This window comes from Pseudomonas sp. P1.31, from assembly GCF_001269815.1.
GTDB classification, from domain to species: Bacteria; Pseudomonadota; Gammaproteobacteria; order Pseudomonadales; family Pseudomonadaceae; genus Aquipseudomonas; species Aquipseudomonas rustica.
The window spans coordinates 156,108-183,081 of sequence record NZ_LHVN01000007.1; the positions used below are offsets into that span (position 1 = coordinate 156,108).

At 58.6% G+C, this 26,974-nt stretch carries 21 protein-coding genes; 11 read left to right on the forward strand and 10 right to left on the reverse strand.

Annotated features, from left to right (window positions below; all coding sequences use genetic code 11):
* Positions 1-848: 848 nt before the first annotated feature.
* The gene (locus tag AD669_RS03935; protein WP_053117062.1) at positions 849-1,109 is read left to right on the forward strand and encodes a hypothetical protein; all 261 of its coding nucleotides are present in this window, start codon (positions 849-851) and stop codon (positions 1,107-1,109) included.
* Between the two features lie 300 nt (positions 1,110-1,409).
* Positions 1,410-1,829: a hypothetical protein gene (locus AD669_RS03940; protein ID WP_053117063.1), complete on the forward strand. Its 420-nt coding sequence runs from the start codon at positions 1,410-1,412 to the stop codon at positions 1,827-1,829.
* A gap of 234 nt (positions 1,830-2,063) precedes the next feature.
* Here the strand turns inward: AD669_RS03940 and AD669_RS03945 are convergent, their stop codons facing one another.
* The 9 genes from AD669_RS03945 to AD669_RS03985 all read right to left on the reverse strand — a co-directional run bounded on the left by AD669_RS03945 (position 2,064) and on the right by AD669_RS03985 (position 14,510).
* The gene (locus AD669_RS03945) at positions 2,064-3,044 is read right to left on the reverse strand and encodes a peptide ABC transporter ATP-binding protein (protein ID WP_053117064.1); all 981 of its coding nucleotides are present in this window, start codon (positions 3,042-3,044) and stop codon (positions 2,064-2,066) included.
* Positions 3,044-4,012, reverse strand: coding sequence for an ABC transporter ATP-binding protein (locus AD669_RS03950; RefSeq protein ID WP_053117065.1), 969 nt, complete (start codon positions 4,010-4,012; stop codon positions 3,044-3,046). The genes AD669_RS03945 and AD669_RS03950 overlap by 1 nt, the downstream gene beginning before the upstream one ends.
* A gap of 10 nt (positions 4,013-4,022) precedes the next feature.
* On the reverse strand, positions 4,023-4,949 hold the full coding sequence (locus AD669_RS03955; protein ID WP_053117066.1) for an ABC transporter permease subunit: 927 nt from the start codon (positions 4,947-4,949) through the stop codon (positions 4,023-4,025).
* A gap of 11 nt (positions 4,950-4,960) precedes the next feature.
* Positions 4,961-5,971 carry an ABC transporter permease subunit gene (locus AD669_RS03960; protein ID WP_053117067.1) on the reverse strand — a complete coding sequence of 337 codons (1,011 nt, stop codon included), beginning with the start codon at positions 5,969-5,971 and terminating at the stop codon, positions 4,961-4,963.
* A 73-nt stretch (positions 5,972-6,044) separates the two neighbouring features.
* Positions 6,045-7,640, reverse strand: coding sequence for an ABC transporter substrate-binding protein (locus tag AD669_RS03965; protein WP_053117068.1), 1,596 nt, complete (start codon positions 7,638-7,640; stop codon positions 6,045-6,047).
* A gap of 76 nt (positions 7,641-7,716) precedes the next feature.
* Entirely contained in the window at positions 7,717-9,135 is a 1,419-nt protein-coding gene (locus AD669_RS03970) for an OprD family porin (protein ID WP_053117069.1), read from the reverse strand.
* Between the two features lie 174 nt (positions 9,136-9,309).
* A complete protein-coding gene (locus tag AD669_RS03975) occupies positions 9,310-10,908 on the reverse strand; it encodes an ABC transporter substrate-binding protein (RefSeq protein ID WP_053117070.1) in 1,599 nt (532 codons plus the stop codon).
* A gap of 299 nt (positions 10,909-11,207) precedes the next feature.
* Positions 11,208-12,833 (reverse strand): ABC transporter substrate-binding protein, encoded by a 1,626-nt coding sequence (locus AD669_RS03980; protein ID WP_053117071.1) that lies wholly within the window; start codon positions 12,831-12,833, stop codon positions 11,208-11,210.
* A gap of 960 nt (positions 12,834-13,793) precedes the next feature.
* Positions 13,794-14,510: an SIMPL domain-containing protein gene (locus AD669_RS03985; RefSeq protein WP_053117072.1), complete on the reverse strand. Its 717-nt coding sequence runs from the start codon at positions 14,508-14,510 to the stop codon at positions 13,794-13,796.
* Between the two features lie 415 nt (positions 14,511-14,925).
* On the opposite strand from AD669_RS03985, the gene AD669_RS03990 reads away from it, so the two are divergent.
* The 4 genes from AD669_RS03990 to AD669_RS04005 all read left to right on the forward strand — a co-directional run bounded on the left by AD669_RS03990 (position 14,926) and on the right by AD669_RS04005 (position 19,490).
* On the forward strand, positions 14,926-16,188 hold the full coding sequence (locus tag AD669_RS03990; RefSeq protein WP_053117073.1) for an ATP-binding protein: 1,263 nt from the start codon (positions 14,926-14,928) through the stop codon (positions 16,186-16,188).
* Positions 16,181-16,741, forward strand: a complete 561-nt coding sequence (locus AD669_RS03995) for a response regulator transcription factor (RefSeq protein WP_003221630.1) — start codon at positions 16,181-16,183, stop codon at positions 16,739-16,741. Before AD669_RS03990 ends, AD669_RS03995 begins: the two co-directional genes overlap by 8 nt.
* A 96-nt stretch (positions 16,742-16,837) precedes the next feature.
* Entirely contained in the window at positions 16,838-18,565 is a 1,728-nt protein-coding gene (locus tag AD669_RS04000; RefSeq protein ID WP_053117074.1) for an ABC transporter ATP-binding protein/permease, read from the forward strand.
* Between the two features lie 175 nt (positions 18,566-18,740).
* A complete protein-coding gene (locus AD669_RS04005; RefSeq protein WP_177329666.1) occupies positions 18,741-19,490 on the forward strand; it encodes a FadR/GntR family transcriptional regulator in 750 nt (249 codons plus the stop codon).
* Between the two features lie 9 nt (positions 19,491-19,499).
* On the opposite strand, the gene AD669_RS04010 is transcribed toward AD669_RS04005, so the two are convergent.
* Entirely contained in the window at positions 19,500-19,802 is a 303-nt protein-coding gene (locus AD669_RS04010) for a hypothetical protein (protein WP_256218807.1), read from the reverse strand.
* Between the two features lie 359 nt (positions 19,803-20,161).
* On the opposite strand from AD669_RS04010, the gene kdgD reads away from it, so the two are divergent.
* The 5 genes from kdgD to AD669_RS04035 all read left to right on the forward strand — a co-directional run bounded on the left by kdgD (position 20,162) and on the right by AD669_RS04035 (position 26,960).
* Positions 20,162-21,073 carry a 5-dehydro-4-deoxyglucarate dehydratase gene (gene kdgD / locus AD669_RS04015; RefSeq protein WP_053117076.1) on the forward strand — a complete coding sequence of 304 codons (912 nt, stop codon included), beginning with the start codon at positions 20,162-20,164 and terminating at the stop codon, positions 21,071-21,073.
* Positions 21,074-21,135: 62 nt separating this feature from the next.
* Positions 21,136-22,581 carry an aldehyde dehydrogenase family protein gene (locus tag AD669_RS04020; RefSeq protein WP_053117077.1) on the forward strand — a complete coding sequence of 482 codons (1,446 nt, stop codon included), beginning with the start codon at positions 21,136-21,138 and terminating at the stop codon, positions 22,579-22,581.
* A gap of 256 nt (positions 22,582-22,837) precedes the next feature.
* The gene (locus AD669_RS04025; RefSeq protein WP_053117078.1) at positions 22,838-24,199 is read left to right on the forward strand and encodes an MFS transporter; all 1,362 of its coding nucleotides are present in this window, start codon (positions 22,838-22,840) and stop codon (positions 24,197-24,199) included.
* 11 nt (positions 24,200-24,210) lie between these two features.
* Entirely contained in the window at positions 24,211-25,764 is a 1,554-nt protein-coding gene (garD, locus tag AD669_RS04030) for a galactarate dehydratase (protein ID WP_053117079.1), read from the forward strand.
* A gap of 254 nt (positions 25,765-26,018) precedes the next feature.
* Positions 26,019-26,960, forward strand: a complete 942-nt coding sequence (locus AD669_RS04035; protein ID WP_053117080.1) for an AEC family transporter — start codon at positions 26,019-26,021, stop codon at positions 26,958-26,960.
* Positions 26,961-26,974 lie beyond the last annotated feature (14 nt).

A 26,974-nucleotide genomic window follows, 5' to 3' on the forward strand; every position in this document is an offset into this window, starting at 1 on the left:
ATTGCCTTGGGTTTGGGGGCATATCCGTTTCTGCGGGAGTTTCTGATTACGGTTTCGCCCTTACGGCGACTCACTTTTTTTACAAACGCCTAAAAAAAGTAAGCAAAAAAACGCTTGCTCCTACGTGCGGCCCGCTCGCTGGGGCTCGGGGTTCCTTCGCTGCGGGATCGATCCGGGCGCAGCGCCTACGGTTTGCTTCGCTGCACCTCCTCTCGCTGTGTTTGGCTTCGCCAAACGGTCGCTGCGCTCCCACGCCCGGATCAATCCCTCCACTCAGCCTTCCGATGTCGCCTGTGGATCAAGATCAAGAGCAGGCGAGCTGACACTCGGCCTATTGAGTGGTGAGGAGCACGGGTTTCGGCTTTGGATTTGTGGTGTTTTTGCCCCTCATCGGAACGCCGCCCGCCGAGCCCTCTCCCGAGGAAGAGGGGGCCGATTTTTAGGCTTTTCAAAATGTGCGTGCAACTCGGTATCCCACGTCGGCGTATCTCTTCCAGTCCACGCGGTCAGTCCCCTCTCCCACCGGGAGAGGGTTAGGGTGAGGGGCTTTTGATCACAAATCGGTTTTTTGTAATCTCGAGGTACTTGGCCACAACGTTTGGCTGGCCAGTACGGTTCTTGTGCTGTTGTCCATTCCGTTGAACCGGCAAGCGAATCGTAAGTGCGCCCCGCACAAACCTTCACTTAGGTGATTCAGCTATCAGTGTTATTCAAAAGCAATCTGTCCTTCGAGGGCATTTCCACTCGGCCTTTAGCGTCCTATCTGGTGAACCCGGCTGATCGGAACTAGATTTCACACAGCGCCAGTCAGGCACGTATGTCTCACCTGGAAAAGGATGGAGTCGGCTATGAAGAGCAGATTGCTACGCGTTTTATTGCTATTGAAAGTGATGGTGATGCTGTCCCTCGGCACCGCGACGGCTTGGGCCGAGTGCGAGGATCATGATTCTCAGGCCTTCAACGGGCAGGTGGGGCACGGCGGCTTGATGCTCGCCAAGTCCGAGTCCGAGCCGGGCGATCAGGGGCAGGGTGGTGCCGCCGACGATGACGACTCGACCACCGACGAGCCGGACACTGATGATCCGGATGAGGGCGATAGCCAGACGTAGATCTAAGATCAAATGAACCTCTGGTTGCGATATCCCTGTAGGAGCTGCGGCACGCTGCGATCTTTTGATCTGGATTTTATCAATCAGAATCTAAAGATCGCAGCGTGCCGCAGCTCCTACAGTTTTAACAACGTGTTGTGCGGGTCGAGCAAGATCGACTTTTCGTCTGGAACCGTCTGTCAGATTATCAGGATTATGTAGAGATACCTGTCAGATATGACAGTAGACGGCTTGTTATGCGGTCATTACAAATACATCCGCAAACGGGTGTTTTTATAAATGACCAAAAGGAATTGCATGATGAGCGCTAACGAAAGAAAAAAGACGACCGGGAAGTTACAGGCGAAGGGTACTACCGTGGAGGGTTTTTCAACCACCGATGTTCTGGCATATCAAAATCTGTCCGATCTGGGTTTTAGTTTTGAAGGACGTAATGACAAAGGCGAATGGCTAATCTTCTTTGTGCGTACGCTGGATATAAGAGCCGGAGAAAGTTACCAGATTGAGCAGTTTGGTTCTGCGGGGACGGCGACAGCGCATTATGAGGCTTCTGCCGACGTTAAATATAATGGTGTTTCCGGCTCTATCAAGTTTGTGAAGTTCGATAAGTTGACCCAGCAAGCGGTCATCGAAGCTGAAGCAACGATCGCCAGAGTAAAAGGCGAGGAGAAGAAGATCGTGGTCAAGGGGGAGTTTTCTGGTTTTGAGGGCAGTAACTAACAATGGCTAATCATCAGCTCTGAACCATCACTAAATAAACCTCCTGCTGTCTGGAATTATGCACAGTCGAGACAAAAGGGGTTCTATCAATACTTGACTCTGTTTGAAACGCAATCCCTGTGGGAGCGGGCTTGCTCGCGAAGGCGGCGTGTCAGTCAACGAATAAAGTGACCGAAACGACGCTTTCGTGAGCAAGCCCACTCCCACAGTTTTTGCCTCATCCTTCAGATTTGCTTACGCCGCGCCGTCGAGGAATTGCTCGGCGTAGTGGCAAGCCACCTGCCGGTTATCCAGCGGACGCAGTGCCGGTTCTTCAGTGCTGCAACGCTCGGTCGCGTACGGGCAGCGCTTGTGGAAAGCGCAGCCCGGTGGCGGGTTCAGCGGGTTAGGCAGTTCGCCGACGATTTTGATTTTCGGCTTGTTCGGATCCGGGTGAATGGTCGGGGTCGCCGAGAGCAGCGCCTGGGTGTACGGGTGCAGCGGGCGTTCGTAGATGTCGTTCTTCGGGCCCATTTCCACTGGACGGCCGAGGTACATCACCATCACGTCATCGGCGACGTGTTGCACCACCGCGAGGTTGTGCGAGATGAACACATACGCGGTGTTGAACTCCTGCTGCAGATCCATGAACAGGTTGAGCACCTGCGCCTGAATCGATACGTCGAGTGCCGAGGTCGGTTCGTCCGCCACCAGCACTTTCGGTTGCAGCATCATCGCGCGCGCCAGGGCGATACGCTGACGCTGGCCGCCGGAGAACATGTGCGGATAACGCTGATAGTGCTCAGGACGCAAGCCGACCTGCTTCATCATCGCCTGGACTTTCTCGCGACGTTCGGCGGCGGAGAGGTTTGTGTTGATCAGCAGCGGCTCGCCGAGCTGGTCACCGACTTTCTGCCGAGGATTCAACGAGGCGTACGGGCTCTGGAACACCATCTGCACGTCTTTGCGCAGTTGCTTGCGCTGAGCCTTGTCGGCGCCGGCGACTTCCTGTCCGGCGATTTTCAACGAGCCGGACGAAGGCTCTTCAATCAGCGTCAACGCACGGGCGAGGGTGGATTTGCCGCAACCCGACTCGCCTACAACAGCGAGGGTCTTGCCGGCTTCCAGTTCGAACGACACGCCGTTCAGGGCGCGCACGGTCGCGTGACCCTTGAACAGGCCACGGGAGACTTCGTAGTGACGGGTGAGGTCGCGGGCGGTAAGTACGACGGCCATTACGCCACCTCCTGGTTCAGCGGGTAGAAGCAGCGGGCGAGGCTGTGGGCTTTCGGATCAAGGCCTGGACGCTGCGCGCGGCAGCTGTCCTGCACGTACGGGCAACGCGGCGACAGCAGGCAACCCTGCGGACGGTCGTAACGGCCCGGAACGATGCCCGGCAAGGTCGACAGGCGTGAGGCGCCAAGGCTGTGCTCGGGAATCGCCTTGAGCAGCGCTTCGCTGTACGGGTGCGCCGGGATGTCGAACAGTTGCGGCACTTGGCCGACTTCCACGGCTTGCCCGGCGTACATCACGCAGACGCGCTGGGCGGTTTCTGCCACGACCGCGAGGTCGTGAGTGATCAGCACCAGGCCCATGTTCTGTTCTTTCTGCAACGCCAGCAGCAGATCCATGATCTGCGCCTGAATCGTCACGTCGAGTGCCGTGGTCGGTTCGTCGGCGATCAGCAGTTTCGGCTCGCCGGCAATCGCCATGGCGATCGCGACGCGCTGGCTCATACCGCCGGACAGTTGATGCGGGTAGGCGTCCATACGACTGGCGGCGCCCGGGATTTCGACTTTTTCCAGCAATTCGATCGCACGTTTGCGCGCTTGCTTGCCGGACATTTTCAGGTGCAGACGCAGCACTTCTTCGATCTGGAAACCGACGGTGTAGCTCGGGTTCAGCGCGGTCATCGGATCCTGGAAGACCATCGACAGGTCTTTGCCGACGATCTGCCGACGCTGACGGTTGCTCAGCTTGAGCATGTCTTTGCCGTCGAAGTTGAGCGAGTCAGCGGTGACGATGCCGGGATGCTCGATCAGGCCCATCAGCGCCATCATGGTCACGGATTTACCCGAGCCCGATTCACCGACGATGGCCAGTACTTCGCCTTTGTCGACTTTCAGGTCGAGGCCGTCGACCACCGGGGTCGCGGCCTTGTCGCCGAAGCGAACGTTGAGATTCTTGATTTCTAGCAGTGACATGGGAATCTCCTCAGGCGGCGTTCTTGAGTTTCGGGTCGAGCGCATCGCGCAGACCGTCGCCCATCAAGTTGATTGCCAGCACGCTGAGCAAAATGGTCAAACCAGGCAGGCTCACCACCCACCAGGCGCGTTCGATGTAGTCGCGGGCCGAAGCCAGCATGGTGCCCCACTCAGGGGTTGGCGGTTGTACGCCAAGGCCGAGGAAGCCCAACGCAGCGGCATCAAGAATCGCCGAGGAGAAGCTCAGGGTTGCCTGAACGATCAGCGGCGCCATGCAGTTCGGCAGCACGGTGATGAACATCAGACGCGGCAGACCGGCACCGGCGAGGCGCGCGGCGGTCACGTAGTCGCGGTTCAGTTCGCCCATCACGGCGGCACGAGTCAGACGCACGTAGGACGGCAGGGAAACCACAGCAATCGCAATCACGGTGTTGATCAGGCCAGGGCCGAGGATGGCGACAATCGCCACAGCCAGCAGCAGCGACGGCAGGGCCAGCATGATGTCCATCAGACGCATGATGGTCGGGCCAATCATCTTCGGGAAGAAACCGGCGAACAGACCGAGCAGAATCCCCGGAATCAGCGACATCACCACCGAAGACAAGCCGATCAGCAGCGACAGGCGCGAGCCCTGAATCAGACGTGACAGCAAATCACGGCCGAGTTCATCGGTGCCGAGCAGGAACTGCATCTGCCCGCCTTCAAGCCACGCCGGCGGCGTCAGCAGGAAGTCGCGGTATTGCTCGCTCGGGTTGTGCGGGGCGACCCACGGCGCGAACAGCGCGCAGAAAATCACCAGCAACATGAACAGCAGGCCGGCGACCGCGCCCTTGTTCTTGGAGAAGGCTTGCCAGAATTCTTTGTACGGAGACGGGTACAGCAGGCTTTGATCCGCGGTGGTGGCGGACGTCGCTACTGAGGAAGTTGGAGTGCTCATTGGATTGGACCTCAGCGCTGATGACGGATGCGTGGGTTGGCAAAGCCGTAGAGGATGTCCACTACGAAGTTGACCAGAATCACCAGGCAGGCGATTAACAGGATGCCGTTTTGCACAACCGGGTAGTCCCGGGCGCCGATGGCTTCGATCAGCCATTTACCGATGCCGGGCCAGGAGAAAATGGTTTCGGTCAGTACCGCACCGGCCAGCAGCGTGCCGACTTGCAGGCCGACCACGGTGAGTACCGGAATCAGCGCGTTACGCAGACCGTGGACGAATACCACGCGCGACGGCGACAGGCCTTTGGCCTTGGCGGTGCGGATGTAGTCTTCGCGCAGTACTTCGAGCATCGACGAACGGGTCATCCGCGCGATTACCGCCAGCGGAATGGTGCCGAGCACGATGGCCGGCAGGATCAGGTGATGCAACGCGTCGAAGAACGCCCCGACGTCATCGGCCAGCAGCGTGTCGATCAGCATGAAACCGGTGCGCGGCTCGATGTCGTAGAGCAGGTCGATCCGCCCGGAAACCGGCGTCCAGCCCAGGCTCACCGAGAAGAACATGATGAGGATCAGGCCCCACCAGAAGATCGGCATCGAATACCCCGCGAGGGAGATGCCCATCACCCCATGGTCGAACAGGGATCCTCGCTTGAGTGCCGCAATCACCCCGGCCAGAAGGCCCAGAATGCCGGCGAACAGCAGGGCGGCCATGGACAGTTCCAGGGTCGCCGGGAATAGAGAGGAGAACTCGGTCCATACGCTGGTTCGCGTGCGCAGGGATTCACCGAGATCGCCTTGAGCCAGTTTGCCGATGTAGTCCAGATACTGGGCATACAACGGTTTGTTCAGACCTAGGCGTTCCATTGCCTGAGCGTGCATTTCGGGGTCGACCCGACGTTCGCCCATCATCACTTCCACGGGGTCGCCAGGGATCATGCGAATCAACGCGAAGGTCAGCAAGGTGATGCCGAAAAACGTGGGGATCAATAACCCCAGTCGGCGGGCAATAAAACTAAACATCTTGTGTAGTACCTCATCAGCCGGTTAGGCGTGCCCGGCGTCCCTGGGGTCAGGGACGCGGGGAGTTTCTTATCTACTTCACCTGGGTGGTGGCGAAGTTATTGGTTGTGAGAGGGCTGATTTGATAACCCTCTACGTTGTTGCGCATTGCCGTGAACATCCTGGTGTGGGCCATGCTGATCCATGGCTGATCCTGATTAAACAGCACTTGCGCCTGTTCGTAGAGCGCGGCGCGTTCGGCCGGATCTACTTTAGCCCGTGCTTCATCCAGCAGTGCCTGGAATTTCTCGTTGCACCAACGTGCATAGTTTTCGCCGTTCTTGGCCGCTTCACAACTGAGCATAGGCGTCAGGAAGTTATCCGGGTCGCCGTTGTCACCCGCCCATCCGGCAGACACCATGTCGTGCTCGCCGTTCTTGGCGCGTTTAAGCATTTCGCCCCATTCCATCACACGGATGTCGATTTTGATCCCGACTTTCGCCAGGTCAGCCTGCATCATTTGCGCGCCGAGCATCGGGTTCGGGTTGGTCGGGCCGCCGCCGTTACGGGTAAACAGGGTAAACACGGTGCCTTCCGGTACTCCGGCTTCCTTGAGCAGGGCGCGGGCCTTGTCGAGGTCGCGAGGCGGGTTTTTCAGGTCGTGGTTGTAGCCGAGCAAGGTCGGCGGGTACGGGTTGACCGCGACCGAGGCGTTGCCCTTGCCGAACAGCGCGTTGACGTAGGCTTCCTTGTCGAAGGCGATGTCGATGGCCTTACGCACGCGCACGTCGCTCATGTATTTGTGCGTGGTGTTCATGGCGATGTACGAGACGGTCATCGCGTCGAGTTCTTCGACTTTCAGGTTGCTGTCTTTCTTGATGCTCGGGATGTCATCCGGCTTCGGATACAGCGCGACTTGGCACTCATTGGCCTTGAGCTTCTGCAGGCGCACGTTGTTGTCAGTGGCGATCGCCAGAATCAGCGCTTCGGCTGGTGGCTTGCCACGGAAGTAGTCCGGGTTGGCCTTGAAACGAACCTGCGCATCTTTGGCGTAACGCTGGAAGATGAACGGGCCGGTGCCGATCGGCTTGCTGTTCAGGTCGCCGGTCTTGTTGGCCTTGAGCAACTGGTCGGCGTATTCGGCCGGGTAGATCGAGGAGAACGCCATCGCGATGTCGGCCAGGAATGGCGCTTCGCGGCGGGTCAGGGTGAACTTGACCGTGTTGTCGTCGACTTTTTCTACGCTTTTGAGCAGTTCTTTGAAGCCCATGCTTTCAAAGTACGGGAAGCCCACGCTCGACAGTTTGTGCCACGGGTGATTCGGATCCAGCTGACGCTGGAAGCTCCAGACCACATCGTCGGCGTTCATGTCGCGGGTCGGCTTGAAGTATTCGGTGGTGTGAAATTTGACGCCTTTGCGCAGATGGAAGGTGTACGTCAGACCGTCTTCGCTGATGTCCCAGGATTCGGCGAGTGCCGGGATCACTTCAGTGCTGCCGGGTTTGAAATCGGCCAGGCGGTTGAAGATGGTTTCGGCCACAGCGTCTGCCGTGACTGCAGTTGTGTACTGAACCATATCGAAGCCTTCCGGGCTGGCTTCGGTGCAGACGACCAAGGGCTTGGCCGAGACGCCAACAGCGACACTCAGCAACGCAGCCGCGATGGCCGCACGTAGGGGAAGCATTTTCATCGATAACCCTCTGCAATCGGTTGAAGACAAAAAGCCGAACGGCCGACTCATCATGAGTCAGCCGTCGGCAGGCGTTTTACAGAATGTTGAACGGAATGGTGGTCACCAGACGGAACTCGTTGATGCTGCCGTCAGCCTGGTTTTCGCTGGCACGGTGAGCGGTGTAAGTGCCGCGAACCGTGGTGGCTTTGAGCGGGCCGCTCTGTACCGCATAGGTTGCACCGATGCCGTATTCATAGTGGGTTTCGCCGTCCATCGCCTGCACGCCGTCGTAGCCGCCACCCTTATAGTGAGTGCCGTCGATGCCCCAGCCGCGCGCCTGGTAGATGTTGAACTTCAGGCCTGGCACGCCGTATTCGGCCATGTTGATGCCGTAGGAAATCTGGAAGGATTTCTCGTTCGGGCCGTTGAAGTCGGACAGCAGGGAGTTGGCCAGGTAGATGCCGTTGGTTTCGTGCAGGTAGTCGAAGTACTCGTTACCGTTCACTTCCTGATACGAGAAGGTCAGGGTGTGGGCCAGGTGAGTCAGGCCGAACGACAGCGAGTAGGTGTCGTTGTCGATTTCGCCCAGCAGCTTTTTGCCTTCGTCGACGGTTTTGTAGTAGTTCAGGCCGGTGGTCAGACTCAGTACCGAGCTGTCGCCCAATACGTGCGTGGCGCCGAAGTAGTACTGGTTCCAGATGTCTTCGGCCTGCGTGCCCCAGAGGCTGGTGGTCAGGCTGGCGAATGGCTGGTAGGAAATACCGGCGGTGTTGACGTGATCGGATTCCATCCGGCCGTTACCGTACTCGGTGCGGAATTTTTGCAGGCTCTGCTCCGAACGTGGCGAGACGCGGTCGAAGGTCGCCACGTCGAACGCCAGGTTGTTGAATTCTTCGCTGTGGATCGCGACACCTTCGAAGCTCGAAGGCAGGGCACGGTTACCGATCACGTCGACTTGCGGGCTGCTGAAGTTCATGCGGCCGGCGGTCAGGGTGGTGTTGGAAACACGCGCCTTGATGTTGGCCAGGCCCAGTTTGCTCCACTGATCAACGGCGTCGCCGTTGTCTTTGTGGGTCAGGGTACGGTTGTTACCGGAGGCCGGGCCGGTTTTCGGCGCGCCGCCATTACCGGAGGCCAGGTTCTCGCGATCACGCTCCAGCGCGAGGGCGTTGTAGGCCGCGATTTCAGTGCTGAAACCGACAGTACCCTCAGTGAAGCCCGAGTTGTACTTGACGATGGTGCCCTGAACCCAGTTGATCCGGCGGTCGGTCTCAGCCAGTTGACCGTCCTTTTTATAGGCGAACTTGGCGCCACGCTTCAGTTGCTCGTTGGCGTACCAGTTACGGGTCGAACCGCTGATCGATTGACCTTCGACGAAACCGGTGGCTTCCGCCTGGGCGCTCTTGTCGTTGATCGTCACCGGCGTGAACGCCTGGCTCTGGGTTTCCGCATAAGCGGTTGCGGTGATGCTGCTTATGGCCAAGGCCAGTATCGCGGTGCTGCTCAGTTTCATGGGTGAAGCTCCTTTACTTTCTTTTTATGCCGGCTTTTTTGGGTTGGCCGGTTATTGGTTTAGAACTCATTCACACATCGCAAACGTTTGCCAAATGCCTGATTGGCGAATTTCGGCAAAGCGCTTGCGTGAGGGGCTAGACGGGCCCCTCAGCGTTGCGGCTAATCGGTTGGGTTAATCGATGCTCACACCCGAGAAAACGTTGCGTCCGAAGGGGCTCACCTTGAACCCTTCGATTTTCGTGCTCAGCGGCTGGTTGACCGTCGAGTGGGCGACAGGCGTGATCGGCACTTGCTGTTTCAGCAACTGCTGAGCCTGTTTATAGAGAACGGTGCGCTGGTCGCGGTCGGTGACGACCTTGGCCTGTTTGATCAGCTTGTCGTACGCCGGATCGCACCACATGGAGTAGTTGTTGCCGCCAATGGCGTCGCAGCTGTACAGCGTGCCGAGCCAGTTGTCGGGATCACCGTTGTCGCCGGTCCAGCCGATCAGGCTGATATCGTGCTCGCCATTCTTGGTGCGCTTGATGTACTCGCCCCATTCGTAACTGACGATCTTCACTTTCAGACCGATCTTGGCCCAGTCAGCCTGGAGCATTTCGGCCATCAGTTTGGCGTTCGGGTTGTACGGACGCTGCACCGGCATCGCCCACAGGGTAATTTCGGTGCCTTCCTTGACGCCCGCAGCCTTGAGCAGCTCTTTGGCTTTTTCCGGGTTGTAGGCGGCGTCTTTGATGCTGTCGTCGTAAGACCACTGGGTGGGTGGCATGGCGTTGACGGCCAATTGGCCGGCGCCTTGATAAACAGCGTTGAGAATCCCTTGTTTATTCACCGCCATGTCCAATGCCTGACGCACTTCGAGCTGATCGAACGGCTTGTGGCGGACGTTGTAGGCGATGTAACCGAGGTTGAAACCCGGTTTGGAGATCAGTTGCAGTTTCGGATCGTTCTTCAGCGCATCGACATCGGCCGGACGCGGATGCAGGGTGATCTGGCACTCGTCAGCCTTGAGCTTCTGCACGCGCACGGAGGCGTCGGTGTTGATCGCGAAAATCAGGTTGTCGAGTCTGACCCGGCTCGGATCCCAGTACTGCTTGTTGCCGGTGAAGCGGATGTTCGAGTCTTTCTGATAGCTCTTGAACACGAACGGCCCGGTGCCGATCGGCTTCTGGTTGATGTCGCTCGGTTTGCCGTCGGCCAGCAGTTTGTCGGCGTATTCGGCGGACAGAACGGCGGCGAAGCTCATGGCGAGGTTCTGGATGAACGCGGCGTCGACGCTGTTGAGCGTGAACTCCACGGTCAGCGGCCCGGTCTTCTCGACCTTGGCGATGTTCTTGTTCAGGCTCATCCCGTTGAAATACGGGAACTCGGTCGGATAAGCCTTACGGAATGGCTGCTGTGGATCAAGCATGCGATTAAACGTGAACAGCACGTCGTCGGCATTGAAGTCGCGGGTCGGCTTGAAGTACGGCGTTGTATGAAATTTCACACCTTCACGTAAGTGAAACGTGTACTTGAGACCATCCTCGGAAATGTCCCACTTGGTGGCCAGACCCGGTACGACATTGGTCGCGCCTTTTTCGAACTCGACCAGACGGTTGTAGATCGGTTCGGCGGCATCGTTATCGGTGGCCGTGGTGTATTGCGCGGTATCGAAACCCGCAGGGCTGCCTTCAGAGCAGAACACCAGACTTTTGCTGGCGGCGAAACTCGCGGACGTGGCGGCCATCAGGCCGGCGCCCAGCAATGCGGAAAAAACCAAGGTATGGCGCATGACGCTCCCTCTTTTTTAGTGTTGTGCAATGCGCCGCGTCTCGTCCTGAAACGTTGTGGTCGCATTGAGCTCAATCCAATACGTACGGCAAACCGGTGGCCCACACAGAAACTGGTCAGAACCCGACGGTATTAGCCGTGGGCCTGGCAGTAAATGCGTAAAAGCCTGAAAACCTCGTAGGAAAAGGCAACGCGGCCTCGCCACTGCAGGTGTCTGCAGCGGAATCGGCTGTAGGCAAATTCCTAACTTCCCGGCAGGTAAAACAGCGGCGACGTCATAAACGTCGCCGCTGCAGTGCCTTATTTGCTGACGCTGACGCCGTAGAAGGAATTCAAGCCGAATGGGCTGATCTTGAAGTCCTGCACGTTGGCGCGCATGGGTTGGTACACCGTCGAGTGAGCGATAGGTGTCATTGGGACTGCATCTTTGAGGACGTGTTGTGCCTCTTTGTACAGTTCGGTGCGCTTACCTTGGTCGGTTGTGCGCTTGGCTTCTTTGACGAGGCCGTCGAACTTCTTGTCGCACCACTTGGAGAAGTTGTTGCCGCTGAGCGAGTCGCAGCCGAACAGCACGTTCAGCCAGTTGTCCGGATCACCATTGTCACCGCTCCAGCCAATGATCATGGCCTGGTTCTCGCCACCTTTGGAGCGCTTGATGTACTCGCCCCACTCGTAGCTGGTGATCTTCACTTTCAAGCCGATCTTGGCCCAGTCGGACTGGAGCATTTCGGCCATCAGTTTAGCGTTCGGGTTGTATGGACGCTGAACCGGCATCGCCCACAGAACGATCTCGGTACCTTCCTTGACGCCGGCTTCCTTGAGCAGCTGTTTGGCTTTCTCAGGATCGTACTTGGCATCTTTGATGGTGGTGTCGTAAGACCACTGGGTCGGCGGCATGGCGTTAACGGCCAGTTGGCCTGCGCCCTGATAAACCGAATCGATGATCTGTGGCTTGTTCACAGCCATGTCCAGCGCCTGACGCACGCGCAGGTCAGCCAGCGGGTTTGCTTCGTTGCTGCCTTTGACCTTGTCCATCACGTTGTAGGCGATGTAACCCAGGTTGAAACCCGCCTGGTCAGGCATCTTCAGTGCTGGATCTTCTTTCAGCGCTTTCAGGTCGGCCGGACGCGGGAACAGGGTGACCTGGCACTCGTTCTTTTTCAGCTTCTGAATACGTACCGACGGGTCGGTGGTGATGGCGAAGATCAGGTTGTCGATCTTCACGTCTTCAGGCTTCCAGTAGTCCTTGTTCCCGGTGTAGCGGATGTTGGAGTCTTTCTGGTAGCTCTTGAACACGAACGGGCCAGTGCCGATCGGCTTCTGGTTGATGTCGGCGGCTTTGCCTTCCTTGAGCAGCTGGGCAGCGTACTCGGCGGACTGCACCGACGCGAAGCTCATGGCCATGTTCTGGATGAACGCGGCGTCGACTTCTTTCAGGGTGAACTTGACGGTGTGGTCGTCGACTTTATCGATCTTGGTGATGTTGGTGTCCATCCCCATGTCGGTGAAGTACGGGAATTCGGTCGGGTACGCCTTACGGAACGGGTCATCCTTGTTAATCATGCGATTAAAGGTGAACAGCACGTCGTCGGCGTTGAACTCACGAGTCGGCGTGAAATACGGGGTCGTGTGGAACTTGACGCCTTCACGCAGGTGGAAGGTGTAAGTCAGGCCATCGTCGGAGATGTCCCACTTGGTCGCCAGACCAGGAATCACAGCGGTGCCGCCGCGTTCGAACTGGGTCAGACGGTTGAACATGGTTTCAGCTGAGGCGTCGAAGTCGGTTCCGGTGGTGTACTGGCCCGGGTCGAAACCGGCCGGGCTGCCTTCGGAGCAGAACACCAGGTTAGTCGCAGCGGATGCGAAAGGTGCGGAGGCTAACAAGCCTGCGCCGACTAGAAACGGAATGACCGCGTGTTTAAGCATGTTGGCCTCATGATTTGTTGTCATTTTTTAGTAGTGAGGTACGACCTCGTGAGTCGTGCCTGCGGATACTTATGCAGGGGCCATACCCATTGCAAGATCCAGAGTGTGTGCGAGCGTTAAACGGTGGCACGTACGTACCTTAATGTCGCATCTGTGTAAGTTTTGACGCATTTGACCGTTTGCGCGGGTTTTTTACGGTGCAAATGGAGCCCCAAAACGGTGCGTTGGTCACGTTGTGTGCGCCGGGGTGGGGCTGGGTGTTACTTATTTATACTGTTGGTTTTTGTAGGATTTTTCTGAGGTTTGGGTGTGGGCTTGGTGGGGGTTGGGTTGTGGATTTTTTTGGAGGTTGTACTGGGTGCAACTGGGGTGCTTCTTTTGGTAGCGCCTTGGGTGAATATCCGTTTTTTTGGGTGTTGCGGCTGGCGGTTTCGCCCTTACGGCGAGTCCCTTTGGCAAACGCCCCAAAGGAACCAAAGGTCTGTGCCCTGACGTCCGGCCCTCGCTAAGGCTCGGGTTCCTTCGCTCCGGGTTCATCCGGGGGCATCGCCTACGGTTTGCTTCGCTGCACCTCCTCTCGATGCTTTCCCCGTATGAATCCCTCCCGCTCAGCCTCCCGACGGGCTCTAAGATCAAAATCAAAAGCAGGCGAGCTGACACTCGGCCTAGTGGTTGGCGTGGATCGCCGCGATTTCATGTAGGAGCTGCCGAAGGCTGCGATCTTTTGATCTTCGTTGGATTCGCCCCTCACCCCAGCCCTCTCCCGAGGGAGAGGGGGCCGATGGTGGGCTTCTCAAAATCTTTGTTCGGCTCGATATCTCACGTCGGTGTACCTCGCCCATACTCCCCGATCAGTCCCCTTCCCTCTGGGAGAGGGTTAGGGTGAGGGTTTGTTTTTGATTCATAAAAAAACCGGCAATCACTGCTGATCGCCGGTTTTTCATTCAGCCCAAAATCAAATCACTGCATCAACACTTCAATCGAGCCATCCGCCGTCATGCTGACCTGGCTTGTGCCCGCTTCAACTTCCGGCGTCACCGGCGCCGCATCCATTGCCGCCGCTTTCATCATCATCGGTGCGCGCAGGTACGGTTGTGGATAACCGTTGCTGTTGAGGTTCAGGTTGACGATTTTGTAGCCCTTGCCGCCGAGTGCATCGGTGGCCAGTTGGGCGCGGTTTTTGAAGGCGGTGACAGCTTCTTTTAGGAGTTTGTCTTCGCTGGCCTTGCGGGTCGGGTCGGCGATAGCGAAGTCCATGCCGCCCATTTTCAGGTCGCCCAGCAGTTCGCCGGTGAGTTTGGAGAGGGCGGCGAAGTCGGAGCTTTCCAGGCGCAGTTCGGCGCGTTCACGCCAGCCGGTGATCTTTTGGCCTTTGGTGTCGTAGATCGGGTAGCTGTTGCGGCTGCCTTGGCGCAGGGTGATGTCTTTGACTTGTTTGGCCTGGCCGAGGGCCTTGTTCATGGCGGTGCTGATGTCGGCGGCGAGTTTGGCCGGGTCGGTGTTTTGTTCTTCGGTGTAGAGGGTGACGATCATCAGGTCGCGGGCGACTTCCGTGCTGACTTCGGCGCGCAGGGAGATCTGGTTGTAGTGCAGCTCATCGGCGGCCAGGGCCGGGAGGCTGGCGACGCTGCCGACGGTCAGGGCGAGAAGGGCGGCGCTGCGGCGAAATGTGTGCATGAAAGCTCCTTGATGAGGGCGCAGGTGATGGTTCGGGGGCCTGCGTGAAACCATCAGACTCTAGCTTTTATGATCCGGTTCGCCCAGTTACAACTTCTATACAGATACCGCGGATCCCAAGTTCAGAGAGCTTTTGTGGCGAGGGGATTTATCCCCGTTCGGCTGCGCAGCAGTCGCAAATCCGGCTGATGCGATATGTCTGGTTGAATGAGGTCGCATGATTTGGGGCGGCTTCGCCACCCAGCGGGGATAAATCCCCTCGCCACAATTGATCTCCGATAGCCCTTGGAATTTTCTTCAACTCAGATGAATTCTCCATCATCGCCATGTGGTCGTTTGCCGCACTTTCGCCTCTCAAGCCCGTGGCTTGGTTATACTCCGTGCGATCCGCCTGGAGCGCTCATCAGGAGAGCTCATGCTCGCCCCCGTACAACTGACTTCCGCCACTCGCCAGAACCTCTGGCGGTTGACGTTCATCCGCACCTTGGTGCTTGCCGCGCAGGCGGGCTCCGTAGGCCTGGCTTATTGGCTGCAGCTGTTGCCGTTGCCGTGGGTGCAACTGGCGATGACCCTCGGCTGCTCGACGCTACTTTGCGTGTTCACCGCCGTGCGCCTGCGCACCTCGTGGCCGGTGACCGAGCTCGAATACGCGCTGCAACTGGCCTGTGATCTGGTGATCCACAGTGCGCTGCTGTATTTCTCCGGCGGTTCGACCAACCCGTTCGTTTCCTATTATCTGGTGCCGCTGACCATCGCTGCGGTGACGCTGCCATGGCGTTATTCGGTGGTGCTGTCGGGTATCGCGCTGGCCTTGTACACGGTGATGCTGACGCGGTTCTATCCGCTGGAAACCTTGCCGATCGCCCGTGAAAACCTGCAGGTCTACGGCATGTGGCTGAGCTTCGCACTCGCCGCTGCGGTCATCACCTTCTTCGCTGCGCGCATGGCCGAAGAGCTGCGTCGTCAGGAAGAGTTGCGGGCGATTCGCCGTGAAGAAGGCCTGCGCGATCAGCAGTTGCTCGCCGTTGCGACGCAAGCCGCCGGCGCTGCCCATGAGCTCGGCACGCCGCTGGCGACCATGAGTGTTTTGCTCAAAGAGATGCAGCAGGATCACCCCGATCCGCTGCTGCAGGACGATCTGAAAGTGCTGCAAGATCAGGTCAAACTCTGCAAGGAAACCCTGCAGCAACTGGTGCGCGCCGCCGAAGCCAATCGTCGTCTGGCGATCGATATGCAGGACGTCACCGACTGGCTCGATGAGGCGCTTAATCGCTGGCACTTGATGCGTCCCGAGGCGAGCTATCGTTTCCATCGTCTCGGCCAAGGCACGGTGCCGCGCATGGCGCCGCCGCCGGATCTGACCCAGGCGCTGCTCAATCTGCTGAACAACGCCGCCGACGCCTGCCCGGAAAACCTTCAGGTAACCCTGGATTGGGATGCCGAAGACGTCACCATCAGCATTCGTGACCACGGCGCCGGTGTGCCGCTGGCCATCGCCGAGCAGATTGGCAAACCGTTTTTTACCACCAAGGGCAAAGGTTTCGGCCTGGGCCTGTTTTTGAGCAAGGCCAGCGTGACACGCGCCGGCGGCTCAGTGAAACTCTATAGTCATGAGGAAGGCGGCACGCTCACCGAGCTGCGCCTGCCCCACGGCGCCCGAGGAGACCAACATGAGTGACGAAATCCAAGTCGAAGGCGAAGAACTGCCGCATTTGCTGCTGGTCGATGACGACGCAACATTCACCCGCGTCATGGCCCGCGCCATGGCTCGCCGTGGCTTTCGCGTCAGCACCGCCGGTTCCGCCGAAGAAGGCCTGACCATCGCCCAGGCCGATCTGCCGGACTACGCCGCGCTCGACCTGAAAATGGACGGCGACTCCGGTCTGGTGCTGCTGCCCAAGCTGCTGGAGCTGGATCCGGAAATGCGCGTGGTGATCCTCACCGGTTATTCGAGCATTGCCACCGCGGTCGAAGCGATCAAACGCGGCGCCTGCAACTACCTGTGCAAACCGGCCGACGCCGACGACGTGCTGGCCGCGCTGCTCTCCGAGCACGCCGACCTCGACAGTCTGGTGCCGGAAAACCCGATGTCGGTCGACCGGCTGCAGTGGGAACACATCCAGCGCGTGCTCACCGAACACGAAGGCAACATCTCCGCCACTGCCCGCGCCCTGGGCATGCACCGCCGCACCCTGCAGCGCAAACTGCAGAAGCGCCCGGTTCGTCGCTGAACCTGCGCTGAACGACTATCGCCAGCCCTCGCGATAAAACGCACCGATCAACTATGATCGGTGCGTGTCTGTTCTTTTCTATATCGAGCCTTTTCCATGAATCAGAACGCTGAATATTCCGCGGTCAACGATGCTGTGCGCGGGCAGTTTTTTCGCAAGGTGTGGGCGATCATCACCCCGTATTGGCGCAGTGAAGAGAAGGGCAAGGCCTGGACGCTGTTGATTGCCGTGATTGCGCTCTCGCTGCTTAGCGTGGGCATCTCGGTGTGGTTCAACACCTGGTACAAAGACTTTTACAACGCGCTGCAAAAGAAAGACGAGGCGGCGTTTTGGCAGTTGATTCTGTATTTCTGCGGGATTGCCGCCGTGGCGATTATCGGCGCGGTGTATCGGCTGTATCTGACGCAGATGCTGACAATTCGCTGGCGGGCCTGGCTCACCGAAAAGCATTTCTCGCGTTGGCTTTCCGACAAGAATTACTACCAGCTGGAGCAGGGCGGTTATACCGACAACCCGGATCAGCGGATTTCCGAAGACCTTAATAATTTCACCTCCAACACCCTCGAGCTGGGCATTGGCCTGCTGCGCAATATTGTCAGTCTGGTGTCGTTCTCGATCATTTTGTGGGGCGTTTCGGGCAGTATCGAAGTCTATGGCGTGACCATTCCCGGCTACATGTTCTGGTGCGTGCTGGTTTACGCGATCGTCGGCAGTTGGCTGACGCATTTGATCGGTCGTCGCTTGATCGGCCTGAACAACCAACAACAACGCTTCGAAGCCGACCTGCGTTTTTCCATGGTGCGGATTCGTGAGAACGCCGAAAGCATCGCGTTGTACAACGGCGAACCGAACGAAAATCGTCGCTTGAGCGGCCGCTTCGGCAATGTCTGGCACAACTTCTGGGACATCATGAAAGTGTCCAAGCGCCTGACCTTTTTCACCGCCGGTTACAGCCAGGCGGCGATCATTTTCCCGTTTATTGTGGCGTCGCCGCGTTACCTTGCCGGCAAGATCGAGCTCGGTGAACTGATGCAGATCAGCTCGGCGTTCGGCAACGTGCAAGAGAGTTTCAGCTGGTTCATCAGTGCCTATCAGAGCCTCGCTTCGTGGCGCGCCACGTGTGATCGTCTGCTGAGTTTCCGTCAGGCGATGACCGATAACGAAGAGCGCAAGCCTGCGATCGATGTGCAGAATCAGGGCAGCGAATTGAAGGTGCACAACCTCGGTCTGGATCTGGCCGACGGTCGTCATCTGCTGACCAGCGCCGACATGACCGTTGAGCCGGGTGATCGAGTGATGCTGAGCGGGCGTTCCGGCAGTGGTAAATCGACACTGCTGCGCGCGATGGGACATTTGTGGCCAGCGGGGCACGGCAACATTCGTCTGCCGGCGGCGCGTTACCTGTTCCTGCCGCAAAAACCGTATCTGCCAATCGGCACGTTGCGCGAAGCATTGAGTTATCCACAACCGAGCGAGACCTACGCGCCTGAACGTTATGCCGAGGTGCTGGAAACCTGCCGCTTGCCACATCTGGTGGCGCGACTGGACGAAGCCAATCACTGGCAGCGCATGCTGTCGCCGGGTGAGCAGCAACGACTGGCCTTCGCCCGCGCGCTGCTTTACGCACCGCATTGGCTGTACATGGACGAAGCCACATCGGCGATGGATGAAGAGGATGAGGCGACGTTGTATCAGGCGTTGATCGATCAATTGCCGGGGTTGAGCATCGTCAGCGTCGGACACCGCAGCAGCTTGAAACGCTTCCACCCTAGACATGTACGCATCGACAGCGGCCATCTGGTGGAGCAACCCGTCACCGCCTGACCCCCCGGAGCCCTTGTAGGAGCTGCCGGAGGCTGCGATCTTTTGATCTTGATCCATAAAATCAAAAGATCGCAGCCTTCGGCAGCTCCTACAAGGAGGTCGCGTTGACAGTGATCGTACAACCCGCTTGAGCTATGATGGCCTCAAGCCGAATTTTCGAGACAAAATGCAGACCATGGAAAACCTGATCGACACCCCACGCTTCCCGCGAAAGCGCCGCAGCCTGGCACAGGAACTGGTGACGGTGCTGACCGAGCAGATCCGTGACGGCCTGCTCAAACGGGGCGATAAGCTGCCCACCGAGTCGGCGATCATGCAGGAGCACGGCGTCAGCCGCACCGTGGTGCGCGAGGCGATCTCCCGTCTGCAAGCCGCCGGGCAAGTGGAAACCCGCCACGGCATCGGCACGTTTGTGCTCGACACACCGAGCCCGAGCGGCTTTCGCATCGATCCGGCCACCGTCGTCACCTTACGTGACGTATTGGCGATTCTCGAATTGCGCATCAGCCTCGAAGTCGAGTCCGCCGGCCTCGCCGCGCAACGCCGCAGTCCGGAGCAACTGGCAACCATGCGCGCCGCCCTCGATGCACTGAACGACAGCGTCGCCCACGCCAGTGATGCCGTCGCGTCTGACTTCGCCTTCCACCTGGAAATCGCGCTGTCGACCGGCAACCGCTACTTCACCGACATCATGACCCACCTCGGCACCAGCATCATTCCGCGCACGCGGCTGAACTCAGCGCGTCTGGCCCATGACGATCAGCAGCACTACATGAATCGCGTCAGCCGCGAGCATGAAGAGATTTATCAGGCGATTGCCCGGCAGGATTCCGACGCGGCAAGAGCGGCGATGCGGCTGCATTTGACCAACAGCCGCGAAAGGCTGCGCCAGGCCCATGAAGAGGCGCAGGCGCAGCGGGGATAAAGGGAAAGCTCAAAGCTCATCGACTTCATAGTCGATGTACTCGATTTCTCCGTCGAACAGCAATTTGAAGGTTTTTTCGACAATGACAAAGCGTTGATCGGGCAGAGCTTCGAATTCGACAAAGTCGTTGATCTGAACGTGCAGGTCGAATTCTCGGGGGATCTCCAGCGGAGCAACTCGTGAATCGGGAGAGAAGTTGAAGCGATGCATGGTCTTCATGTCGGGGGATTTCTGGGCTGGAAATTTCTCCGATTCGGCATGCTTTTTCAGAAGCCGGCACCTGTAAGAAAACCAGTTTCGACGAATGGTCATGCTTTCTGACGCCTTTGCATCGTCCTGAAATCGCCATCGCGAGCAGGCTCACTCCTACCTTGAAATGCGTTCCAATGTGGGGGTGAGCCTGCTCGCGATGGGGCCAGCCGCCGTCATAGATTTTTCAGTCTTAGGACAACATCTCTCCTGACCCCCGCTCTATTAACCTTTCTCCATGGTTGCTCGAGGGCTCTGCCACAGCCTTCAATAGCGATAGAAACAATCCTGTCCGACAAAAAACCACCCACAACGATGAAATGCAGTTGACGGTTATCTTTTAAGTTGTACGATGACCTACAACTTCGGCGAAGGCTGAACGTGACAATCACAACAATATTGCTACCCAGGGTGTTCGAATAATGAATCCACAAGAACTGAAGTCCATCCTCTCTGCCGGCCTGCTGTCCTTCCCGGTTACCGATTTCAACGCGCAGGGTGATTTCAACCGTGCGGGCTACATCAAGCGGCTGGAATGGCTGGCCCCGTACGGCGCTTCGGCTCTGTTCGCAGCGGGCGGCACCGGTGAGTTCTTCTCCCTGGCCGCCAGCGAATATTCGGAAATCATCAAGACTGCCGTCGACACTTGCGAAACCAGCGTGCCGATTCTCGCCGGTGTCGGCGGTTCGACCCGTCAGGCCATCGAATACGCACAGGAAGCCGAGCGTCTGGGCGCCAAAGGCTTGCTGTTGCTGCCGCACTACCTGACCGAAGCCAGTCAGGACGGCGTTGCCGCACACGTTGAAGCGGTGTGCAAATCGGTCAAGATCGGCGTGGTTGTCTACAACCGCAACGTTTGCCGCCTCAACGCGCCGCTGCTGGAACGTCTGGCCGAGCGCTGCCCGAACCTGATCGGTTACAAGGACGGTCTGGGCGATATCGAGTTGATGGTGTCGATCCGTCGCCGCCTCGGTGATCGCTTCAGCTACCTCGGTGGCTTGCCGACCGCCGAAGTCTACGCCGCTGCCTACAAGGCGCTGGGCGTGCCGGTTTACTCCTCGGCGGTGTTCAACTTCATTCCGAAAACCGCGATGGATTTCTACCACGCGATCGCTCGCGAAGATCACGCCACCGTCGGCAAGATCATCGACGACTTCTTCCTGCCGTACCTCGACATCCGCAACCGCAAGGCCGGTTACGCCGTGAGCATCGTCAAGGCTGGCGCCAAAATCGCTGGCTATGACGCCGGCCCGGTGCGCGCGCCACTGACCGACCTGACCGGCGAAGAGTACGAAATGCTCGCCGCGCTGATCGACAAGCAAGGTGCGCAATAACCCCCGAACAAACCGAGGCCGCTGCGCAATCAGCGGCTTTTGCGTCGAGAGGAGAAAAGGCTGTGACTGATTCCAAGCGTTACGACAATTACATCAACGGTGAATGGGTTGCCGGTGCCGATTACTCGGCCAACATCAACCCGTCCGAGTTGAGCGACACCATCGGCGACTACGCCAAGGCTGATCTGACTCAGGTTCACGCGGCCATCGACGCGGCGCGCGCTGCGTTCCCGAACTGGTCGACTTCGGGCATTCAGGCCCGTCACGATTCGCTGGATAAAGTCGGCACGGAAATCCTCGCTCGTCGCGAAGAACTCGGCACCTTGCTGGCGCGGGAAGAGGGCAAGACCCTGCCCGAAGCCATCGGCGAAGTGACCCGCGCCGGCAACATTTTCAAATTCTTCGCCGGTGAATGCCTGCGTCTTTCTGGCGACTACGTGCCGTCGGTGCGCCCGGGCGTCAACGTCGAAGTCACCCGCGAAGCACTGGGCGTGGTCGGTCTGATCAGCCCGTGGAACTTCCCGATCGCGATTCCGGCGTGGAAGATCGCTCCGGCGCTGGCCTACGGCAACTGTGTCGTGCTGAAACCGGCCGATCTGGTGCCGGGTTGCGCTTGGGCACTGGCCGAAATCATCTCCCGCGCGGGCTTCCCGGCCGGCGTGTTCAATTTGGTGATGGGCAGCGGTCGTGTGGTGGGCGATGCGCTGGTGCAGAGCCCGAAAGTCGACGGCATCAGCTTCACCGGTTCGGTGGGCGTGGGTCGTCAGATCGCCGTTAACTGCGTGTCGCGTCAGGCGAAAGTGCAGCTGGAAATGGGCGGCAAAAACCCGCAGATCATTCTCGATGACGCTGACCTCAAACAAGCGGTCGAGTTGTCGGTACAGAGCGCGTTTTACTCCACCGGTCAGCGTTGCACCGCGTCGAGCCGCTTGATCGTCACCGCCGGGATTCACGACAAATTTGTCGAAGCGATGGCCGAGCGCATGAAGTCGATCAAGGTCGGCCACGCGCTGAAATCCGGCACCGACATCGGTCCAGTGGTTTCGCAAGCACAGCTTGAACAGGACATGAAGTACATCGACATCGGTCAGTCCGAAGGTGCGCGTCTGGTCAGCGGCGGAGGTCTGGTGACTTGCGATACCGAAGGCTACTTCCTCGCGCCAACGCTGTTTGCCGACAGCGAAGCGTCGATGCGCATCAGCCGTGAAGAGATCTTCGGCCCGGTGGCCAACATCGTTCGGGTGGCCGATTACGACGCAGCGCTGGCGATGGCCAACGACACCGAGTTCGGTCTGTCGGCGGGTATCGCGACGACGTCGCTGAAGTACGCCAACCACTTCAAACGCCACTCGCAGGCCGGGATGGTGATGGTCAACTTGCCGACCGCCGGCGTCGATTACCACGTTCCGTTCGGTGGCCGTAAAGGTTCATCCTATGGCTCACGTGAGCAAGGCCGCTATGCCCAGGAGTTCTACACCGTGGTGAAAACCAGCTACATCGGCTCCTGAATGCAGCACGCGGTGTCGACCCTGACACCGCAATCCCTGTAGGAGCTGCCGCAGGCTGCGATCTTTTGATGTTGTTTTTAAGGTCAAGATCAAAAGATCGCAGCCTTCGGCAGCTCCTACAGGGAACCCGAAATACGAACATCCCGTAATACAGGAACCCGAAATACGGACATCCCGTAATACAGGGACACCCGGAAAACCGGGCACCAAAGAAGATTCACCCGCGCATAAAAATAATCAGTGGGAGTACATCTACATGCAATCGTCCAAGCCGACTCACGTCCGCTATTTGATCTTGCTCATGCTGTTTCTGGTGACCACGATCAACTACGCCGACCGCGCCACGATCGCCATCGCCGGCTCCAGCCTGCAAAAAGACCTCGGCATCGACGCGGTCACCCTCGGCTACATCTTCTCTGCATTCGGTTGGGCCTACGTGGCCGGGCAAATTCCCGGTGGCTGGCTGCTCGATCGTTTCGGCTCGAAAAAAGTTTACGCCCTGAGCATTTTCACCTGGTCGCTGTTCACCGTGCTGCAAGGCTTTGTCGGTGAGTTCGGCATGTCCACGGCGATCGTTGCGCTGTTTATGCTGCGCTTCCTCGTTGGTCTGGCTGAGGCGCCATCGTTCCCGGGCAACGCACGCATCGTAGCGGCGTGGTTCCCGACCGCTGAGCGCGGTACCGCGTCGGCGATCTTCAACTCGGCGCAGTATTTTGCCACCGTGTTGTTCGCCCCGTTGATGGGCTGGATCGTGTACTCCTTCGGTTGGGAGCACGTGTTTATCGTCATGGGTATTCTCGGGATTGTGTTCTCGCTGGTCTGGCTGAAAGTGATCTACAGCCCGCGTGAGCACCCGCGCATCAACGAAGCCGAGTTCAAGCACATCGCTGAAAACGGCGGCATGGTCGACATGGATCAGACGGGCAAAAAGTCCGACGGCCCGAAATGGGATTACATCCGTCAGTTGCTGACCAATCGCATGATGCTCGGCGTGTATCTGGGTCAATACTGCATCAACGGCATCACCTACTTCTTCCTGACCTGGTTCCCGGTGTACCTGGTGCAAGAGCGTGGCATGACCATTCTCAAGGCCGGTTTCATCGCCTCGTTGCCGGCGATCTGCGGCTTCATTGGCGGCGTGCTTGGTGGGGTGATTTCCGATTACCTGCTGCGTAAGGGCCACTCGCTGACCTTCGCCCGCAAAGCGCCGATCATCGCTGGTCTGCTGGTGTCCAGCAGCATCGTTGCCTGCAATTATGTTGATGTGGAATGGATGGTCGTTGGCTTCATGGCCCTGGCCTTCTTCGGCAAAGGCGTTGGCGCACTGGGCTGGGCGGTGGTCTCCGACACCTCACCAAAACAGATCGCCGGTCTGAGCGGCGGCCTGTTCAACACCTTCGGCAACATCGCTTCGATTACCACACCGATCGTGATTGGCTACATCATCAGCTCCACCGGTTCGTTCAAATGGGCGCTGGTGTTCGTCGGTGCCAACGCACTGGTGGCGGTGTTCAGCTATCTGGTCATCGTTGGCCCGATCAAACGTGTGGTACTCAAAGAGCCGCCAACCAACGGCGGTGTTGAAGCCAGCGGTAAATTGTCTCAAGCGCATTCCTGAGGAGCGGCGTCATGCAGTTGATTGAACATTCCGACTCGCCGCGCCACATCCGCCTGCACGAGCGGGACAATGTGGTGGTCGTGGTCAATGACCAGGGCGCACCGGCCGGCACTGAATTTGCCGATGGTCTGGTGACTGTGGAATTCGTGCCGCAGAGCCACAAGATCACCCTCGAAGACATTGCCGAGGGCGGTCAGGTGATTCGCTACGGTCAGGTCATTGGCTACGCGTTGCAGCCGATCCGCCGGGGCAGTTGGGTCAAGGAAGATCAACTGCGTATGCCGACCGCGCCGCCACTGGACAGCTTGCCGCTGTCCACCGACGTGCCGGACGCGCAGGCACCGCTGGAAGGCTTCACCTTCGAGGGTTATCGCAATGCTGACGGCACCGTCGGCACGCGCAATATTCTCGGCATTACTACGACCGTGCAGTGCGTCACCGGCGTGCTCGATCACGCGGTGAAACGCATCAAGGATGAGCTGCTGCCGAAGTACCCGCACGTCGATGACGTGGTGGCGCTGACGCACAGTTACGGCTGCGGCGTGGCGATCACCGCCACCGACGCCTACATCCCGATTCGCACCGTGCGCAATCTGGCGCGCAACCCGAACCTCGGCGGCGAGGCGTTGGTGATCAGTCTGGGCTGCGAGAAATTGCAGGCCGGGCAGGTGATGCACGAGGACGATGCGTCGGTCGATCTCAGCGATCCGTGGCTGTATCGCTTGCAGGATTCCAGTCACGGTTTCACCGAGATGATCGAGCAGATCATGCAACTGGCCGAAGTGCGCCTGAAGAAACTCGACCAGCGCCGCCGCGAAACCGTGCCGGCGTCCGAGCTGATCCTCGGCATGCAATGCGGCGGCAGCGATGCGTTCTCCGGGATCACCGCCAACCCGGCGTTGGGTTATGCTTCGGACTTGTTGTTGCGCGCCGGGGCGACGGTGATGTTTTCCGAAGTCACCGAAGTGCGTGATGCGATTTACCTGCTGACGTCACGCGCCGAGACCAAGACCGTCGCCGAGGAACTGGTGCGCGAGATGGACTGGTACGACCGTTACCTGGCCAAGGGCGAGGCGGATCGCAGCGCCAACACCACGCCGGGGAACAAGAAGGGCGGGTTGTCGAACATCGTCGAGAAGTCGCTGGGGTCGATCGTCAAATCCGGCAGCAGCGCGATCAATGGCGTGCTCGGCCCGGGTGAGCGGTTCAAGCAGAAGGGGCTGATTTTCTGCGCGACGCCGGCGAGTGATTTTGTCTGCGGGACGTTGCAGTTGGCGGCCGGGATGAATTTGCATGTGTTCACTACTGGGCGGGGTACGCCGTACGGTTTGGCGATGGCGCCTGTGGTGAAGGTGTCGACGCGCACGGAGTTGGCGCAGCGCTGGCCGGATCTGATTGATATCGACGCCGGGCGGATTGCCACCGGGCGGGCGACGATTGAGGAATTGGGTTGGGAGTTGTTTCACTACTATCTGGATGTTGCGAGCGGCAAGCAGCAGACGTGGGCGGAGAAGCACAAGCTGCATAACGACATTACGTTGTTTAACCCGGCGCCGATTACCTGATGTGTCATCGGCTTGCCCCTCACCCCAGCCCTCTCCCAGAGGGAGAGGGGGCCGATCCGGGGATATTTGAGAAGTACATCGACCTGAAAGTGCTTTGCCGAATCCATAATCGAATCGGTCTTGCAGGTCGATGTCTTACGCAAGACACATCGGTCAGTCCCCTCTCCCTCCGGGAGAGGGTTAGGGTGAGGGGCTTTTAAGGCTTTTGGCTTATCATTAGCCACCTAACGACGCTCACCCAAGGCTCCCTCGGCATGCTGGCAATTTTCCTCGAAGCCCTGAACATCACCGCGCCGGTGTTTGCCATGCTGTTTCTCGGTGTGTTGCTCAAGCGCATCGACTGGATCAACGACAACTTCATCCACACCGCCTCGGCGCTGGTGTTCAACGTCACCATGCCGGCGCTGTTGTTCCTCGGCATTCTGCACGCCGACCTGCACGCCGCGTTGCAACCAGCGCTGCTGATCTACTTCTCCGTCGCCACACTCGTCTGTTTCGCCATCGCCTGGGGCTGGGCAATTTTCAAGTGCCCGCGTGAAGATCGCGGTATCTACACGCAGGGTGCGTTTCGCGGCAACAACGGCGTGATCGGTCTGGCGCTGGCGGCGAGCATGTACGGCGATTACGGGATCTCCCTCGGCGCGATTCTCGCGGCGTTGGTGATCCTGTTTTACAACACGCTGTCGACGATTGTGCTGGCGGTGTACAGCCCGGTGATCAAGTCCGATCCGTGGAGCATCTGCAAAAGCGTGTTCAGCAATCCGCTGATCATCAGCGTGATAGCGGCGGGGCCGTTTGCTTATTTCAAGATCGGTTTGCCGGGGTGGCTGGAGACCTCAGGTCAGTATCTGGCGCAGACCACGTTGCCGCTGGCGCTGATCTGCATCGGCGGAACCCTGTCGCTGGCAGCGTTGCGCAAGAGCGGCAACATGGCGCTCAGTTCGAGTCTGGTGAAGATGATCGGTTTGCCGGTGCTGGCGACGCTCGGGGCGTGGTTGTGCGGCTTTCGTGGGGCGGAGTTGGGGATTCTGTTTCTGTACTTCGGCAGCCCGACGGCGGCGGCGAGTTTTGTCATGGCGCGGGCGGCGCAGGGTAATCATGAGTTAGCGGCGGCGATTATTGTGCTGACCACGTTGATGGCAGCGATTACCACCAATGTCGGGATCTTTGTTTTGCAGTGGGGTGGGTGGATCTAGCCTGAATCTTCGGT